Raw genomic sequence first — 15,194 nt, 5'->3', positions numbered from 1 at the left:
AATTAAATTTAAGTATATGAATCATAATCAAGAAAATAAATATGCCGAGTTAAAGCCTTGGCGTGATTTCTCAGATTTGGTAAGGCTTTTGCAAAATAGGGGAATGAATGTACCGGATGCTGCCAGGGCAGAAAAATATTTGAGCCGGATAGGTTATTACCGGTTGAGCGGATATTTTCATGTTTTTCGAAAATGGGATGCTTCACAAGAAAAACTGTTGGATGATTTTTCTGAAGAAAGTGACTTTGAAACGGTATTGTCGTTGTATTTGTTTGATAAAAAACTGCGCTTCTCGGCTTTGGATGCACTTGAAAGGATCGAAACGGCTGTTAAAGTAGATATCGTTCATCTTTTGGGGGAGCGTGATCCGATGGCACATACCAATCCGGATTGCCTGCACGGTAATTTTACGAAGCGGCAAAATAAAAATAGTGGCAAAACAGGCCATGAAGAATGGTTGGAACGGTTTGAAAAGTTGGTACGCCAAGCTGAAAAAAGGGATTTGTTGCTACTCAAGCACAATATGGAAAAATATGGCTGTCTGCCGATTTGGGCGGCAAGCTGTTTATGGGATTTCGGTGCGATGACTTGGCTGTACGGCGGATTGAAGCATGATGATAAAAATAAGATTGCTCGAAAATATGGTGCAGTAAACGGAGATATTTTTGCACAATGGCTGAACAGCTTAAATGAAATACGCAATATTGCAGCCCATCACGACCGTTTGTGGAACATCAAAATTTCGCGCTCTTCCGCACCGATAGCCCAAGATCAATACTGGAAGCAGATTGATAGCAAACAACCTTTTTTCTATTTCTGCATTATGCAGAAAATGATGAAAATACTTTGCCCCAATTCGAATTGGTCTGAGAGATTTGATGATTTGATGGGCGAATTTCCCGAACGTAAGGAAAGCAGTAAAGTGAGTTTGGCCAAGTTCGGTTTGTTTGAGAATTATAAAGAATGGGATTTATGGCAAAAATAAAAACCGCCGCGTACACAATGTTTGTGCAGAGGCGACGGTCATGTCATTTTTGATATTACATCAAAAGTACTTATCCAATCAATGAAAAAGTGTTTATAAATAGTATTAAGGGCCGACAGGCTTAATAAAGAAAACTTAAAACCAACATGAAACCCTTAGACCTAAACTTCATCTGCCAAACCCTAAACCTACCGATGCCGTCTGAAAGCGAACTTTGTGAGCTTCTGCGAAGCAAAAACCAAACCGTCAAACGCATCGTTACCGACAGCCGCGATATTCAAAGTGGCGATGTCTTTTTCGCATTGGCGGGCGAACGCTTCGACGCGCATGATTTTGTGGCAGACGTATTGGCAAAAGGCGCGCTTGCCGCCGTGGTGTCGCGCGAAGATTGCGCCGCGCTGCCGGGTGCGTTGAAAGTGGCCGATACGCTCAAAGCCCTGCAAGATTTGGCGCGCTCGTGGCGGGAAAATATCAACCCGTTTGTGTTCGGCATCACCGGTTCGTCCGGCAAAACCACCGTCAAAGAAATGCTGGCCGCCGTGTTGCGCCACCGTTTCGGCGAAGAGGCCGTGCTGGCGACGGCGGGCAATTTCAACAACCATATCGGCCTGCCGCTCACTCTGCTCAAGCTCACGCCCGCGCATCGTTATGCCGTGATTGAAATGGGCATGAACCACTTCGGCGAGTTGGCCGAGCTTACCCGCATTGCCAAGCCCGATGTCGCGCTCGTCAACAACGCCCTGCGCGCCCATGTCGGCTGCGGCTTCGACGGCGTGGGCGATATTGCCAAAGCCAAAAGCGAGATTTATCAAGGGTTGGATTCAGACGGCCTCGCCCTGATTCCCTGTCAAGACCCGAATACCGCTGTGTTCCAAGCCGCAACACAAGGCTTGAAATGCCAAACTTTCGGTGCGGAAGAGGGCGGTATCCATGCGGAAAATATCGTGTTGAACCCGCTTTCCTGCGAATTTGATTTGGTGTGCGGCAACCAGCGCGCCGCCGTCAAACTGCCCGTACCCGGCAAACACAACGTCCACAACGCCGTGGCCGCCGCCGCACTCGCCCAAGCAGCCGGACTGAGCCTGCAAGAAATTTCAGACGGCCTCGCCGGTTTTGCCAACATCAAAGGCCGTCTGAATATCAAAAAAGGCATCAAAGGCACAACCGTGCTCGACGACACCTACAACGCCAACCCCGACAGCATGAAAGCCGCCATCGACGTACTCGCCCAACTCCCCGCCCCGCGTGTATTCGTGATGGGCGATATGGGCGAACTCGGCGAAGACGAAGCCGCCGCCATGCACGCCGAAGTGGGCGCATACGCACGCAACAAAGGCATCGAAGCGGCCTATTTTGTCGGCAACGACAGTACGCACGCGGCGGAAACCTTCGGCGGCAACGGCCTGTGGTTCGCCGACAAAGACCCGCTGATTCAAGTGCTGGCACACGATTTGCCGCAAGAGGCGAATGTGTTGGTAAAAGGATCGCGTTTTATGAAGATGGAAGAAGTGGTTGAGGCGTTGGTTAATGAGAGTAAATAAGAAGTAAGCAATTTTAGTTATTTATCACTTTGATTATATTTGTGAAAGGAGTGTTTTGTGGAAGAAACTGTCGAAATCTTAGTTAGTGATTCAAGTTTGCGGCATATGGGTTCTCAATTTGGACATGTTGCAGTTGATATTGACGGAACCGTTTATGGAAGAGCAGTTAGTATTTTGAGTGTTAATCATAAAGTTAACTATATCTTAAGACAGCAGGTAAATATGCGTAGGGACACTTGGGGTTATACACTTGCTGTTACCAAAGCAGAAAAAGATGCAATTTTAAACGAGATACAAAAGCAGAGAAAAGAGAATAAGCCATACAATTTAATTAATAATAGTTGCTCTTCTGCCATGGTAAATGTATTTGGTGTAACCGACATTCTTATTGTTGACCCGCGTTGGAGTTTGGGTGGGATGCTCTCGCCATCAGACATAATGGATGGCTTAAATAAATCTCCTCGAGTAATTAAAAGAAGGATTTATCCTAAAAAATGAAAAAATATTTTTGTATGGCGTTTTTCCTGTTGAGTGCGTGTCATTCACAAGAAATCAAAGTAAAAGCTTTAAGAAATGTACCCGGATATAACAGTACGGATGCTGCTTACAGTATATCTGATACGGGTGAGGTGGACTTGTCAACTGTAGATTTCATGATACCCAAAGGAAGTATCTGTTTTTTAGGTAATGAAAAATATGGAAAAACAGACCGTTTCGTAGAAATTCGTTGTGAAAATGGGCTTAAAGGACTGGTCATTGAAGACGAAGCTTTCAAGCCTGTGGAGTAAATGAATTAGTGAGATATAGCCTAAAAACAGCCTTGGACAGTTATTTTTAAATAAAAGTTTAGGTAAACCATCCAAATGAAGCAATATTTCTGCATGGCGTTTTTCCTGTTGGGTGCGTGCCATTCACAAGAAATCAAAGTAAAAGCGTTAAGAGACATACATGGATATAACAGTACAGATGCGGCTTACAGCCTTGTGGATTTTGTTATTCCCAAAGGAAGTATCTGTTTTTTAGGTAATGAAAAATATGGAAAAACCGATCGGTTTGTCGAAATCCGTTGTGAAAACGGTTTAACAGGGCTGATTATCGAAGATGAAGCTTTTATGCCTTTGGATGAATAGGTAATTAAATTCAAAATCTTAAATATGAACAAAACACTCAAAACCATTATTTTCCTCGTCGCTCTAATGGCCGCTTTTTACGCAGGCATGAAATTCCAAGCCTATGTTTATGATGATTTATGTCTGGATTTGGGCGGCGGAAAACAACCCGGCGGTTATCCGATATGCGTGATGGAGCGCAAAACCGATCAATAAAATGCCTGTCTGAAAACGGATTCGATAATGTTCGAAGCCTTTTCAGACGGCCTGATGAATAAAAACACAAACAAAAAGGAAGTACCTCCATGCTTTTATGGCTAGCCCACTTCAGCGACTGGATTTCTGCGCTGAATATTTTCCAATACACTACATTCCGTGCCGTGATGGCTGCATTGACCGCTTTGGTCTTTTCACTCCTACTCGGCCCGTGGACCATCCGCAAGCTTACCGAGTTGAAAGTCGGCCAGGCCGTGCGCCACGACGGGCCGCAAACCCACCTGATTAAAACCGGTACGCCCACGATGGGCGGCTCGCTGATTCTTACCGCGATCACCGTGTCCACACTGCTGTGGGGCAATCTCGGCAACATCTACATCTGGATTCTGCTGCTGGTGTTATTGGCTACCGGCGCGCTGGGTTTTTACGACGACTGGCGCAAAGTGGTTTATAAAGACCCGAACGGCGTGTCGGCGCGGTTCAAAATGGTGTGGCAATCGGGCGTGGCATTGGCGGCAGGCCTGCTGCTGTTTTATGTGGCGCAGAACTCGGCCAACAATATTCTGATTGTGCCTTTCTTCAAACAAGTTGCCTTGCCGCTGGGCGTGTTCGGTTTTGTGGTGTTGGCTTATCTAACCATCGTCGGCACGTCCAACGCCGTGAACCTCACCGACGGCTTGGACGGCTTGGCCGCTTTCCCCGTGGTGCTGGTGGCGGGCGGTTTGGCGATTTTTGCCTACGCCAGCGGCCACTCCGAATTTGCCGCCTATTTGCAGCAGCCGTATGTGGCAGGCGCGAACGAAGTGGTGATTTTCTGCGCAGCCATGTGCGGTGCATGTTTGGGCTTTTTGTGGTTCAACGCCTACCCCGCGCAAGTGTTTATGGGCGACGTGGGTGCGCTGGCTTTGGGCGCGGCACTCGGCACCGTGGCCGTGATTATCCGCCAAGAGTTCGTGCTGGTGATTATGGGCGGCCTGTTTGTGGTCGAAGCCATTTCCGTGATGCTGCAAGTGAGCTGGTACAAACGCACGAAAAAACGCATTTTCCTGATGGCGCCGATTCACCACCATTACGAGCAAAAAGGCTGGAAAGAAACGCAGGTGGTGGTGCGCTTTTGGATTATTACCATCGTGCTGGTGCTGATCGGTTTGAGTACGCTGAAAGTGCGTTGAGGCCGTCTGAAAAGATATGGCCGCATCGATAAAACATACGATGTGATGCTCTGAATGCACGTCAAACTCTCTCGAAGATTTGCAAAATGAAAAACCGCTTTTGGGTGTTATCGCTTTTGATATTTAATGCAAGTGCATTTGCCGGCTCACCCAATCCTGTCGGCCAATACACAATGGGTCAGCCCGACCCCGCAGGCGGGACTAATTTATTTGTGAGAGAGAATGGACATTTTGCGATTGTATTTTTCGGCGGCGCCGTCGTAGGAGAATGGCGGCAGCAGGGAGGCGAATTGGTTTTGAAGCCGTTCAATCCCGCTGCGCCTTTTTCAGTACACGGGCGTTATAACCCTAATCTGAAAAAAGGTATGCGCCTGATGTTTCGCGGATACGAATGGGGAAACGTGCTCGTTGGAGAAAAAGCCGGGAAGATGCGCTCTGTACTGAACGATGATGCCGAGTGTTTGAAAAGCCCGCTTGTTTATACTGCCGCTGAAAAGCCGCAAAAATTATCGTTTTTGAAATTGGGCGGCAAAGGAAACGAAGGCATTTATCCGGCTGCCAAGCATTACCAATCCGATACCGATCGCTACAACGATTTTATTGTGACCCACTACCATTTAACTTATGAGGATCAACGTTACACGATTACGGATCGGGGTCTGGTTGACAATAATAGGCCGTACATAGAAATCGTTAAGTCAAACGATGAAATCGACAAGCATCAAGAAGAAGATCTGAAGCGGATTGAGTCTTATGTATTAAATGCAACCGTAAAGGTTCATGAAGCGCTATGGGTAAACCCTCAATATAAATCCTATATCGCGAAGGAATCGGCTTCTGAAACCGAGCGTGAAGAAAAAAGCGTCATTTCATTGGAAGATTACCGTTTTGATCCAAAGGCCAATGCTTATCTGCGTAAACGACCGGATGCGGAGCAAAAGCCCGCAGATGATGAGAATAGCAATATCATTTACCGCTATGAAAAACTTTCATTGGAAGCAAACGGCATACCGCCTTACCAAGTTTTGAAAAAGCCGCTGCTACTGATGAAATGCAAGTAATGATATTTGGAATGTATCCGCAGATGAAAAGCACACAATAAAAATGACACAACAAACCCTCTACAACTTATTGGGCGGCGAAGCGGGCGTGCAGGAATTGACCGACCGCTTCTATGATTTGATGGACTTGGAGCCGCAATACGCCGAACTGCGCGAACAGCACGGCGAAACGCTGGATTATGCCCGCGAACGCCTGTTTCAATTTTTAAGCGGCTGGCTAGGCGGCCCGCCGCTGTACGAGCAGGCGCACGGCCATCCGCGCTTGCGCCAGCGGCATTTTCCCTTTGCCGTAAGCATGAACACGCGCAACCAATGGATCGCCTGTTTCGCCCAAGCCTTGCAGGAATTGTCGGTCAAACCCGAATGGGCGGAACCTCTGTTGCTGCGCCTGTTTGTGTTGGCCGACTGGATGCGTAATCAAAACGAACCGGAATACGCCCCGCCCATGCCGCCGATGGCGGGCAATCCTGAAAATAGGCTGGCGGAGTTGGTGGCAGTGTTGAAAGCGTTTGGGGTGGTAGGGTTTTTTGAGGTCGTCTGAAAAAATTGATCGATATAAAAATAGCGAGTCATGCTCGGGCTAGGCCCGAGTATCTCCTAAATAGTAGGGAAAGGTTTTTCAGACGGCCTTGCAGATAACAAGATACTCGGGTCAAGCCCGAGTATGACGGACATATTCAGAGTAACAAAATGAACTGGCAAAACAAAAAAATCCTAGTCGCCGGCTTGGGCGGCACGGGTGTTTCGATGATTGCGTTTTTGCAGCGGCAGGGTGCGCAGGTGGCGGCTTATGATGCCTGTCTGAAAACCGAACGCGAGGCGGAATTGAAGCAGCGGTTTAACGGCTTAAGCTGCTATACAGGCCGTCTGAAAGATGCTTTGGCGCACGGTTTCGATATTCTTGCACTCAGCCCCGGCATCAGCGAGCGAGCGCCTGAAATCGAGGCGTTCAAGCAAAGCGGCGGCGTGGTGTTGGGCGACGTGGAAATTTTGGCGCACGAGTTGAAAGGCAAAAGCGACAAAATCATCGCCATCACCGGCAGCAACGGCAAAACCACCGTTACCAGTTTGGTCGGTTATCTGTGCGAAAAATGCGGGCTGGACACCGTGGTGGCGGGCAATATCGGCACGCCTGTGTTGGAAGCCTATATGCAGCGCGGCGGTAAAGCGGCGGACGTGTGGGTGCTCGAGTTATCCAGTTTCCAGCTTGAAAACACCGACCATCTTGCCGCCGATGCCGCGGTGGTGCTGAATATTTCCGAAGACCATCTCGACCGCTACGACGACCTGCTCGACTACGCCCACGCCAAAGACAAAATTTTCCGCGGCAGCGGCGTGCAGGTGCTCAATGCCGACGACGTGATGTGCCGCGCCATGAAACGTCCGAACCGCGACATCAAATGGTTTTCATTGGAAGGGCAGGCCGATTATTGGGCGGACGTTCAGGCAGGCCGTCTGAAAGCCGGTGCAAACGATTTGTTGGACACCGCCGCCATTCCCCTGCAAGGCTTGCACAACGCGGCAAACGTGTTGGCGGCTTTGGCTTTGTGCGAAGCCGTCGGCCTGCCGCGAACCGAATTGCTGCAACATATTCAAACCTTTAAAGGCTTGCCGCACCGCGTGGAAAAAGTCGGTGAGAAAAACGGCATCACGTTTATCGACGACAGCAAAGGCACCAATGTCGGTGCCACCGCCGCCGCCATTGCCGGTTTGCAAAGCCCGCTGGTGTTGATTGCAGGCGGGCAGGGCAAAGGGCAGGACTTCACGCCCCTGCGCGCCGCGCTGCACAACAAAGCCCGCGCCGTGCTGCTGATCGGTGTGGACGCACCGCTGATCCGCCGCGATTTGGCCGGCTGCGGTGTGGACTTGATTGACTGCGCAACGCTGGAAGAAGCCGTTCAGACGGCCTACAAGCTGGCGCAAAGCGGCGATATCGTTTTGCTCAGCCCTGCTTGCGCGAGCTTCGATATGTTCAAAGGCTATGCGCATCGGGCGCAGGTGTTTGTTGAGGCGTTTGAGGCTTTATAAGATAAGGTTTTTCAGACGGCCTGACTGTTTGGCGAAATATCCCGGAAAACGGATAGCCCATGTGGGAATGTAAAGAGAGATCTGTGAGCAGTGGGGTTCAGGTAATCGGCGTTGATGGCGAAGCCGTTTGTTTCGATAGTTTCCCAATACAAAAACCATCGGCAATCATCCTCCCGGAATAAAATTTCTGCATTTCCAACGGGGAGAATGTACAATCGATCCGCGCAAGCTGCTTGATATACGGATATTCTATGATTTTGTGAAAGTTTAGGGCTGTGTATTTGATGCCGTCTGAAATGGTTTGGGTCTGTATAAAACGCTACGTTGAAAGGATGTGGAAAATGAGTCAGACGGAAAGTCATTCTGCAGCTGTTCCGGCCCGCGGCCTCAAAAAATTGTGCCGCTATAAAAAAATGCTGTGGCTGCTGTTTTTCTTCGGTGGGCCGGCAGGCGCATTAGTTTACGCTTTATCCCGTTCGGTGTTTTTCATTGCGCAAGGCGGAGCTGTTTCGTTTAGCGAGATTGCGGAAGTGCTGCCTTGGATTGTTTGGATGGGCTGGTTGTTGGGTGTGATTCCTGCAATGCTGACGGGCTTCGTTGTTGTGTTGTCCGGCCTTTTCCGAGGTTGGCGCGGCAGTATGTTGATGGCGGCAACGGGTACGGCGGTTTCGTTTTTATACGGTTACATTCTGATGGGGTGGGAGGTTGTGCCGGTCGGTGCGGTCTCGGCATGGTTGTTTTCAAGGTGGTTGCCCAAGCGTGATGCTGCTTGCCGGGCGGTAAGCCATGATTAAAAAAACTTGGTTTGGGGGCGGTATAGCCGTTTCAATGCTTGCTGCCATCGCCGCAGTCTTTTTATTTTGGCTGAAACCGCTGCCGCCCGCCGTGCTGGAAGGCGAGGCCGAGGCCAAGCCGAAGGTAGGCAATTCGGAGCCGCTGCCGGCTTCGGCTGTGATCGACCGTTTGGTGGTTTATAAGGCCAAGCGCCAGATGTGGGCGTATCACGGGGAAGAGTTGCTGAAAATTTATCCGGTGTCGCTGGGTTTTAATCCCGTCGGCCACAAGCAGTTTGAAGGCGACGGCAAAACGCCCGAAGGTCTTTACCGGATAAACGAACGAAATCCGAACAGCGGCTATCATAAAAATCTGGGCGTGTCTTATCCGAATGCCACCGATAAAGCTTACGCCGCCTCACAGGGCAAAGAGCCGGGCGGGCTGATTAAAATCCACGGCCTGCCCAACGGTAAAGGCGCCATCGGCAGACACCATTTGCGGCGCGACTGGACCAACGGCTGCATCGCGGTTACCGATGATGAGGTGGACGAACTCTACCGCAGCGTGGCTTACAATGCGCCCATCGACATCCGCCCTTAAGCGGCGGCGCGTTGCCGGTAGTCGGGGAAATTTTAAAAACGAAATAAGGGGCTGACGCGCCATCTGTTCAGACGGCCTAGTGTGTTTGAGGCCGTCTGAAATATTTAAATCCAACAGAAATGATTCAAGCAATATGATTACCGAATCCAAAATTCTCGACCGTAAAATCCTCCGCAGCGGGCAGAAATTCGACCATTCGCTGCTGTGGATGGTGGTATTGATGACGGCGTTCAGCCTGATGATGATTTACTCCGCCTCGATTGCCTATGCCGCGCACGACGGCGGCGACAAATGGTTTTACCTCGGCCGCCAAGCCATATTTTTAAGCATAGGTGCAGGCGTGGCGCTGGCCGTGGCGAAAATCCCACTGAAAATGTGGAAAAAGATGACGCCGTTTATCTTGCTCGGCAGCTTGGTTTTGCTGGTGGCCGTGCTGGTGGTGGGGCGCGAAATCAACGGTGCGAAACGGTGGATTCACTTGGGGCCGTTCAACTTGCAGCCGACCGAGATTTTCAAAATGGCGGTGATTCTGTATCTGTCGAGTTTCTTTACCCGCCGTGCCGAAATTCTCAAGCAGTTTAAGAAAGTGGGTTTTTCCGCCGTGCCGGTGGGTATCGGTTTGGGCTTGATTATGCTGGAGCCGGACTTCGGTTCGTTTGTGGTGGTGACTGCCGTGGCGATGGGGCTGCTGTTTCTGGCCGGCTTGCCGTGGCGCTGGTTCATGATGATGGTGGGCATCGGTTTGGCGAGCATGGTGGCGTTGATTGCCGTTGCGCCGTACCGTATGGCGCGGGTGGCGGCGTTTCTGAATCCTTGGGAAGACCCGCTCGGCAAAGGCTACCAGTTGACCCATTCGCTGATGGCGATTGCCCGCGGCGAGTGGTTCGGCGTCGGTTTGGGTGCGAGTTTGGAAAAACGCTTTTATCTGCCCGAAGCGCACACCGACTTTATTTTGGCCGTGATTGGCGAAGAGTTTGGTTTTGTCGGCATTTTCGTGCTGATTTTCTGTTATGCGTGGCTGGTGTGGCGGGCGTTTTCCATCGGTAAACAGGCGCGCGATTTGGAATTGTTTTTCGGTGCTTATGTTGCCAAAGGTATCGGCATCTGGTTGGGCATTCAAAGCTTTTTCAATATCGGCGTGAATATCGGCCTGCTGCCGACCAAAGGCCTGACGCTGCCGCTGATGTCTTACGGCGGTTCGGCCGTTATCATTATGCTGGCGTGTATGGCGCTGCTGCTGAGGATAGATTACGAAAACCGCCTGAAAATGCGCGGTTATAAAGTCGAAGGGTAAAACGATGAAAACAAAAACCTTTATGTTGATGGCAGGTGGCACGGGAGGCCACATTTTCCCTGCGCTGGCGGTGGCGGAATCGCTGCGTTCGCGCGGACACCATGTGATTTGGCTCGGCAGCCGCGATTCTATGGAAGAGCGGATTGTGCCGAAACACAATATCCGCCTCGAAACGCTGGCCATTAAAGGCGTGCGCGGCAACGGCCTCAAGCGCAAACTGATGCTGCCGTTTACTTTGTTTCAAACCGTGCAGGATGCGTTGAGAATCATCAAGAAACACCGCGTCGATTGCGTGATCGGTTTCGGCGGGTTTGTAACTTTCCCCGGCGGTGTGGCGGCAAAGTTGGCCGGTATTCCGGTGGTGATTCACGAGCAAAACGCCGTGGCCGGTTTGGCCAACAAACAGCTTTCCCGCTGGGCGCGCCGCGTGCTGTATGCTTTTCCGAAAGCGTTCGACAATCCCGACGGCTTGGTCGGTAACCCTGTGCGTGCGGACATTGCCAATCTGCCCGAGCCCGCCGAACGCTTTGCCGGCAGGGAAGGCCGTCTGAAAGTATTGGTAATGGGCGGCAGCTTGGGGGCGGATGTATTGAACCAAACTTTGCCGCGCGCGTTGGCTCTGCTTACCGAAAACGAACGCCCGCAGATTTACCATCAAGCCGGGCGCGGCAAACTCGGCAGCCTGCAAAGCGATTACGATTTGCTGAACGTGAAAGCCAAGTGCGTGGAATTTATTGATGATATGGTCTCCGCTTACCAACACGCCGACGTGGTGATTTGCCGTGCCGGTGCGCTGACGATTGCCGAGCTGACCGCAGCCGGTGTCGGCGCGCTGCTGGTGCCGTATCCTCATGCGGTTGACGACCACCAAACCGCCAACGCCCGCTTTATGGTAAAAGCCGATGCCGGTTTGCTGCTGCCGCAGTCGCAACTGACCGCCGAAAAGCTGGCCGAAGTATTGTGGGCGCTGGATAGAGACCGCTGCCTCGAGTGGGCCAAAAACGCACGTACTTTGGCCATGCCGCACAGTGCCGACGATGTTGCCGTAACCGCCATCGCCACCACCATGTAATTCATTTCAGACGGCCTGTGGTTGCTCTTGAGGCCGTCTGAAAAAAATTTCTGCATATTTTCAAACAACCTGAACAGCCTTTTACATTAAACCCATAGCTTATCAGGCCGCAGCCCATTAAAATGATAACTTTTTATTCCCATGTAAAACGACACTTGCATCCGCATCACTGAAAAGCAGGGGATAAAATAGCAAGGCCGTCTGAAACGGCAAGAAAAATTCAGGAATAACAACAACATGAAAAACAGAGTTAACAATATTCATTTTGTGGGTATCGGCGGTTCGGGCATGAGCGGTATTGCCGAAGTGCTGCACAATCTGGGTTTTAAAGTATCCGGTTCCGATCAGGCGCAAAGTGCCGTCACACGCCACTTGAGCGGCCTCGGTATTCAGGTATATCCCGGCCACACCGCCGCCCATGTTGCGGATGCCGATGTTGTTGTGACTTCCACCGCCGTTAAGGCAGACAACCCCGAAGTAGTCGCCGCGCACGAGCGCAAAATCCCTGTGATTCCCCGCGCCTTGATGCTGGCCGAACTGATGCGCTTCCGCGACGGCATCGCCATTGCCGGTACGCACGGTAAAACCACCACCACCAGCCTGACCGCCTCCATTTTGGCTGCCGCCGGCATGGATCCCACCTTCGTAATCGGCGGCAAACTGACCGCCGCCGGCACCAATGCCCGCTTGGGGCGCGGCGAATATATCGTGGCCGAAGCCGACGAATCGGACGCTTCGTTCCTGCACCTGACGCCCATCATGTCGGTCGTGACCAATATCGACACCGACCATATGGACACTTACGACCACAGCGTAGAAAAGCTGCATCAGGCGTTTGTAACCTTTATCCACCGCATGCCTTTTTACGGCAAAGCGTTTCTGTGTATCGACAGCGAGCATGTGCGGGCGATTGTGCCGCGTATCAGCAAGCCTTTCGCGACTTACGGGCTGGACAGCTCGGCCGATATTTATGCTACCGACGTGCGCACCGAAGGCACTCAAATGCGTTTTACCGTGCATGTGAAACACAACGGCACGGAGCCGTTTGAAGTGGTGCTGAATATGCCCGGCCGCCATAATGTATTGAACGCGCTGGCTGCTATCGGCGTTGCGTTGGAAGTAGGCGCTTCCGTAGAAGCCGTTCAAAAAGGCTTGCTCGGTTTTGAAGGCGTAGGCCGCCGTTTCCAAAAATACGGCGAAGTTGCCTTGCCCGGCGGCGGTAAAGTAACCCTGATCGACGATTACGGCCACCACCCCGTAGAAATGGCGGCAACATTGGCCGCCGCACGCGGTGCTTATCCGAACAACCGTTTGGTGCTGGCCTTCCAGCCGCACCGTTATACGCGCACCCGCGACTTGTTTGAAGATTTTGTGGGCGTATTGAATACCGTCGATACTTTGGTTTTGACCGAAGTCTATGCCGCCGGCGAAGAGCCGATTGTTGCCGCCGACAGCCGCGCATTGGCGCGCGCCGTGCGGGTGATGGGCAAACTCGAGCCGATTTACTGCGAAGACGTCAACGCGCTGCCGCAAACGCTGTTGAACGTACTCAAAGACGGCGACGTATTGCTTACTATGGGCGCCGGCAGCATCAATAAAGTACCGGCGGCATTTATCGAAGAAAGTGCCCGTGCATAAGCAGGCCGTCTGAAAAAGAAAGAAGTAATCATGCAAGAATTTGGCAAAGTTGCCGTGCTGATGGGCGGATTTTCAAGCGAACGGGAGGTATCCTTAATCAGCGGGGGCGCCATCCTCGAAGCACTGAAAAGCAAAGGCATAGATGCCCATGCGTTCGACCCGAAAGAAACCCCGTTGCACGAATTAAAAACGCAAGGTTTTCAGACGGCCTTCAATATCCTGCACGGTACATACGGCGAAGACGGCACAGTGCAAGGCGCCTTGGAATTGCTCGGCATTCCCTATACCGGCAGCGGCATCATGGCCTCGGCAGTCGGTATGGACAAATACCGCTGCAAACTGATTTGGCAGGGCTTGGGTTTGCCCGTGCCCGAATTTGCCGTGCTCTATGAAGACAGCGATTTTGATGCCGTCGAGCAAAAACTCGGCTTGCCCATGTTTGTGAAACCCGCCGCAGAAGGCAGCAGCGTAGGCGTGGTGAAAGTGAAAGAAGCAGGCCGTCTGAAAGAAGTGTATCAAGAGCTCAAGCATTTTCACGGCGAAATTATTGCCGAACGCTTTATCGGCGGCGGCGAATATTCCTGCCCCGTGATTAACGGCAAAGGTTATCCCAGTATCCTCATCGTTCCCGCTACCGAGTTTTACGACTACGAAGCCAAATACAACCGCGACGATACTGTGTATCAATGCCCGTCCGACTTAAGCCCTGAAGACGAGGCCTTAATGCGCGAACTGGCCGTTAAAGGCGCTGCGGCTGTCGGTGCCCAAGGCGTGTCGCGGGTGGATTTTTTGAAAGATACCGACGGAAAACTGTATCTTCTTGAAATCAATACCTTGCCGGGCATGACCAGCCACAGCTTAGTGCCGAAGTCCGCCGCCCAAACCGGCTTGAGCTTCGCCGATTTATGTGTTGAAATTCTGAAAACCGCTCATGTGGGATAATGCAGGCGCGCTGAAGCGCATAACCGGTTGGCTGATGATCCTGGTAGTGTTGATACTGCTGGGAGCATTGGTCGTTTGGGTTTACAATTCGCCCTACTTTCCGGTCAAACAAGTGAAAATCGAAGGCGATGTTCAGCGCACAGGCAATAAGCAACTGCAAAACGTGGCGCAGAAATACATCCGCGGCAATATTTTCAAAGCCGATTTAAACGGCGCGCAAGACGCTTTTGCCAAACTGCCTTGGGTAGATAAAGTATCCGTGCGGCGCCGTTTGCCCGATACCGTAGAAATCAACTTGACCGAACGCATACCGGTGGGGCGTTGGAAAGAATCCGGCTTGATAGACAGCAACGGCAATCTGTTTAACGCCGCAACCGATGAAACCTTCCCGCTTTTCGACGGGCAGCCCGGTACAGGTTCCATCATGGTCAAACATTACAATGAATTTACCGCGATACTCAAACCTCAAAACTTGAGTATCGCAAAGCTCGAATACACGCCGCGTTCGGCGTGGTCGGTCGAGTTAGACAACGGCATTTCCGTCAGATTGGGGCGTGAAAACGAAACCAAGCGCCTGCAACGCTTTGCCGATATGTGGCGGGAAGTGCTTAAAGTCAACCAAAGCAGTATAGATTATGTAGATATGCGCTACAAAGACGGCTTTGCCGTGCGCTATCTCGAAAAACCGCAAGAGCAAGAAACAGCAGGGCCGTCTGAAACCGACGTTCCAGAGGCCGAAACAGCAAACAGACAGTAACATAA

Annotated in this window: 17 protein-coding genes; all 17 read left to right on the top strand. The window is 51.3% G+C overall.

From position 1 onward, the window contains the following. Positions 1 to 16 precede the first annotated feature (16 nt). The 17 genes from LVJ85_RS13185 (at position 17) to LVJ85_RS13105 (ending at position 15,189) form a co-directional block, all read left to right on the top strand. Positions 17 to 985 carry an Abi family protein gene (locus LVJ85_RS13185; protein WP_244740344.1) on the top strand — a complete coding sequence of 323 codons (969 nt, stop codon included), beginning with the start codon at positions 17 to 19 and terminating at the stop codon, positions 983 to 985. A gap of 146 nt (positions 986 to 1,131) precedes the next feature. Further along, positions 1,132 to 2,526: a UDP-N-acetylmuramoyl-tripeptide--D-alanyl-D-alanine ligase gene (gene murF, locus LVJ85_RS13180; RefSeq protein ID WP_244740341.1), complete on the top strand. Its 1,395-nt coding sequence runs from the start codon at positions 1,132 to 1,134 to the stop codon at positions 2,524 to 2,526. Between the two features lie 57 nt (positions 2,527 to 2,583). After that, positions 2,584 to 3,024 carry a DUF4105 domain-containing protein gene (locus LVJ85_RS13175; protein WP_244740339.1) on the top strand — a complete coding sequence of 147 codons (441 nt, stop codon included), beginning with the start codon at positions 2,584 to 2,586 and terminating at the stop codon, positions 3,022 to 3,024. Next, positions 3,021 to 3,314 carry a DNA mismatch repair protein MutS gene (locus LVJ85_RS13170; protein ID WP_244740337.1) on the top strand — a complete coding sequence of 98 codons (294 nt, stop codon included), beginning with the start codon at positions 3,021 to 3,023 and terminating at the stop codon, positions 3,312 to 3,314. The genes LVJ85_RS13175 and LVJ85_RS13170 overlap by 4 nt, the downstream gene beginning before the upstream one ends. A 75-nt stretch (positions 3,315 to 3,389) precedes the next feature. Next, a complete protein-coding gene (locus tag LVJ85_RS13165; RefSeq protein WP_244740335.1) occupies positions 3,390 to 3,656 on the top strand; it encodes a DNA mismatch repair protein MutS in 267 nt (88 codons plus the stop codon). A gap of 24 nt (positions 3,657 to 3,680) precedes the next feature. Next, positions 3,681 to 3,851, top strand: a complete 171-nt coding sequence (locus LVJ85_RS13160) for a hypothetical protein (RefSeq protein WP_244740333.1) — start codon at positions 3,681 to 3,683, stop codon at positions 3,849 to 3,851. Between the two features lie 89 nt (positions 3,852 to 3,940). Next, complete coding sequence (mraY, locus tag LVJ85_RS13155; protein ID WP_244740330.1) at positions 3,941 to 5,023, top strand: phospho-N-acetylmuramoyl-pentapeptide-transferase; 1,083 nt, start codon at positions 3,941 to 3,943, stop codon at positions 5,021 to 5,023. 86 nt (positions 5,024 to 5,109) lie between these two features. Then, positions 5,110 to 6,084, top strand: coding sequence for a hypothetical protein (locus tag LVJ85_RS13150; RefSeq protein WP_244740328.1), 975 nt, complete (start codon positions 5,110 to 5,112; stop codon positions 6,082 to 6,084). Between the two features lie 43 nt (positions 6,085 to 6,127). Then, entirely contained in the window at positions 6,128 to 6,625 is a 498-nt protein-coding gene (locus tag LVJ85_RS13145; protein WP_244740326.1) for a group II truncated hemoglobin, read from the top strand. Positions 6,626 to 6,774: 149 nt separating this feature from the next. Continuing rightward, positions 6,775 to 8,112, top strand: coding sequence for a UDP-N-acetylmuramoyl-L-alanine--D-glutamate ligase (murD, locus tag LVJ85_RS13140; RefSeq protein WP_244740324.1), 1,338 nt, complete (start codon positions 6,775 to 6,777; stop codon positions 8,110 to 8,112). A 341-nt stretch (positions 8,113 to 8,453) separates the two neighbouring features. Further along, a complete protein-coding gene (locus tag LVJ85_RS13135) occupies positions 8,454 to 8,906 on the top strand; it encodes a hypothetical protein (protein ID WP_244740321.1) in 453 nt (150 codons plus the stop codon). After that, positions 8,899 to 9,486, top strand: a complete 588-nt coding sequence (locus LVJ85_RS13130) for a murein L,D-transpeptidase family protein (RefSeq protein WP_244740319.1) — start codon at positions 8,899 to 8,901, stop codon at positions 9,484 to 9,486. The genes LVJ85_RS13135 and LVJ85_RS13130 overlap by 8 nt, the downstream gene beginning before the upstream one ends. Before the next feature lie 133 nt (positions 9,487 to 9,619). Further along, positions 9,620 to 10,780 (top strand): putative lipid II flippase FtsW, encoded by a 1,161-nt coding sequence (ftsW, locus tag LVJ85_RS13125; RefSeq protein ID WP_244740317.1) that lies wholly within the window; start codon positions 9,620 to 9,622, stop codon positions 10,778 to 10,780. Between the two features lie 4 nt (positions 10,781 to 10,784). Next, complete coding sequence (gene murG, locus LVJ85_RS13120) at positions 10,785 to 11,852, top strand: undecaprenyldiphospho-muramoylpentapeptide beta-N-acetylglucosaminyltransferase (protein WP_244740315.1); 1,068 nt, start codon at positions 10,785 to 10,787, stop codon at positions 11,850 to 11,852. 237 nt (positions 11,853 to 12,089) lie between these two features. After that, positions 12,090 to 13,490: a UDP-N-acetylmuramate--L-alanine ligase gene (gene murC / locus LVJ85_RS13115; protein ID WP_244740313.1), complete on the top strand. Its 1,401-nt coding sequence runs from the start codon at positions 12,090 to 12,092 to the stop codon at positions 13,488 to 13,490. A 30-nt stretch (positions 13,491 to 13,520) separates the two neighbouring features. Next, positions 13,521 to 14,432 carry a D-alanine--D-alanine ligase gene (locus tag LVJ85_RS13110; protein ID WP_085363945.1) on the top strand — a complete coding sequence of 304 codons (912 nt, stop codon included), beginning with the start codon at positions 13,521 to 13,523 and terminating at the stop codon, positions 14,430 to 14,432. Beyond that, a complete protein-coding gene (locus LVJ85_RS13105) occupies positions 14,422 to 15,189 on the top strand; it encodes a cell division protein FtsQ/DivIB (protein WP_244740310.1) in 768 nt (255 codons plus the stop codon). The genes LVJ85_RS13110 and LVJ85_RS13105 overlap by 11 nt, the downstream gene beginning before the upstream one ends. Positions 15,190 to 15,194: the final 5 nt, after the last annotated feature.

Origin of the sequence: Neisseria sp. Dent CA1/247 (assembly GCF_022870825.1) — a bacterium.
Taxonomy (GTDB): Bacteria; Pseudomonadota; Gammaproteobacteria; order Burkholderiales; family Neisseriaceae; genus Neisseria; species Neisseria zoodegmatis.
The sequence above is the reverse complement of the archived record's forward strand: the minus strand, read 5'-3'. Positions and strand labels throughout refer to the sequence as shown.

Coding starts and splice junctions, on each gene's coding strand:
- LVJ85_RS13185 (WP_244740344.1), top strand. CDS start 17: ATGAATCATAATCAAGAAAATAAATATGCCGAGTTAAAGCCTTGGCGT.
- murF (WP_244740341.1), top strand. CDS start 1,132: ATGAAACCCTTAGACCTAAACTTCATCTGCCAAACCCTAAACCTACCG.
- LVJ85_RS13170 (WP_244740337.1), top strand. CDS start 3,021: ATGAAAAAATATTTTTGTATGGCGTTTTTCCTGTTGAGTGCGTGTCAT.
- LVJ85_RS13165 (WP_244740335.1), top strand. CDS start 3,390: ATGAAGCAATATTTCTGCATGGCGTTTTTCCTGTTGGGTGCGTGCCAT.
- LVJ85_RS13160 (WP_244740333.1), top strand. CDS start 3,681: ATGAACAAAACACTCAAAACCATTATTTTCCTCGTCGCTCTAATGGCC.
- mraY (WP_244740330.1), top strand. CDS start 3,941: ATGCTTTTATGGCTAGCCCACTTCAGCGACTGGATTTCTGCGCTGAAT.
- LVJ85_RS13150 (WP_244740328.1), top strand. CDS start 5,110: ATGAAAAACCGCTTTTGGGTGTTATCGCTTTTGATATTTAATGCAAGT.
- LVJ85_RS13145 (WP_244740326.1), top strand. CDS start 6,128: ATGACACAACAAACCCTCTACAACTTATTGGGCGGCGAAGCGGGCGTG.
- murD (WP_244740324.1), top strand. CDS start 6,775: ATGAACTGGCAAAACAAAAAAATCCTAGTCGCCGGCTTGGGCGGCACG.
- LVJ85_RS13135 (WP_244740321.1), top strand. CDS start 8,454: ATGAGTCAGACGGAAAGTCATTCTGCAGCTGTTCCGGCCCGCGGCCTC.
- LVJ85_RS13130 (WP_244740319.1), top strand. CDS start 8,899: ATGATTAAAAAAACTTGGTTTGGGGGCGGTATAGCCGTTTCAATGCTT.
- ftsW (WP_244740317.1), top strand. CDS start 9,620: ATGATTACCGAATCCAAAATTCTCGACCGTAAAATCCTCCGCAGCGGG.
- murG (WP_244740315.1), top strand. CDS start 10,785: ATGAAAACAAAAACCTTTATGTTGATGGCAGGTGGCACGGGAGGCCAC.
- murC (WP_244740313.1), top strand. CDS start 12,090: ATGAAAAACAGAGTTAACAATATTCATTTTGTGGGTATCGGCGGTTCG.
- LVJ85_RS13110 (WP_085363945.1), top strand. CDS start 13,521: ATGCAAGAATTTGGCAAAGTTGCCGTGCTGATGGGCGGATTTTCAAGC.
- LVJ85_RS13105 (WP_244740310.1), top strand. CDS start 14,422: ATGTGGGATAATGCAGGCGCGCTGAAGCGCATAACCGGTTGGCTGATG.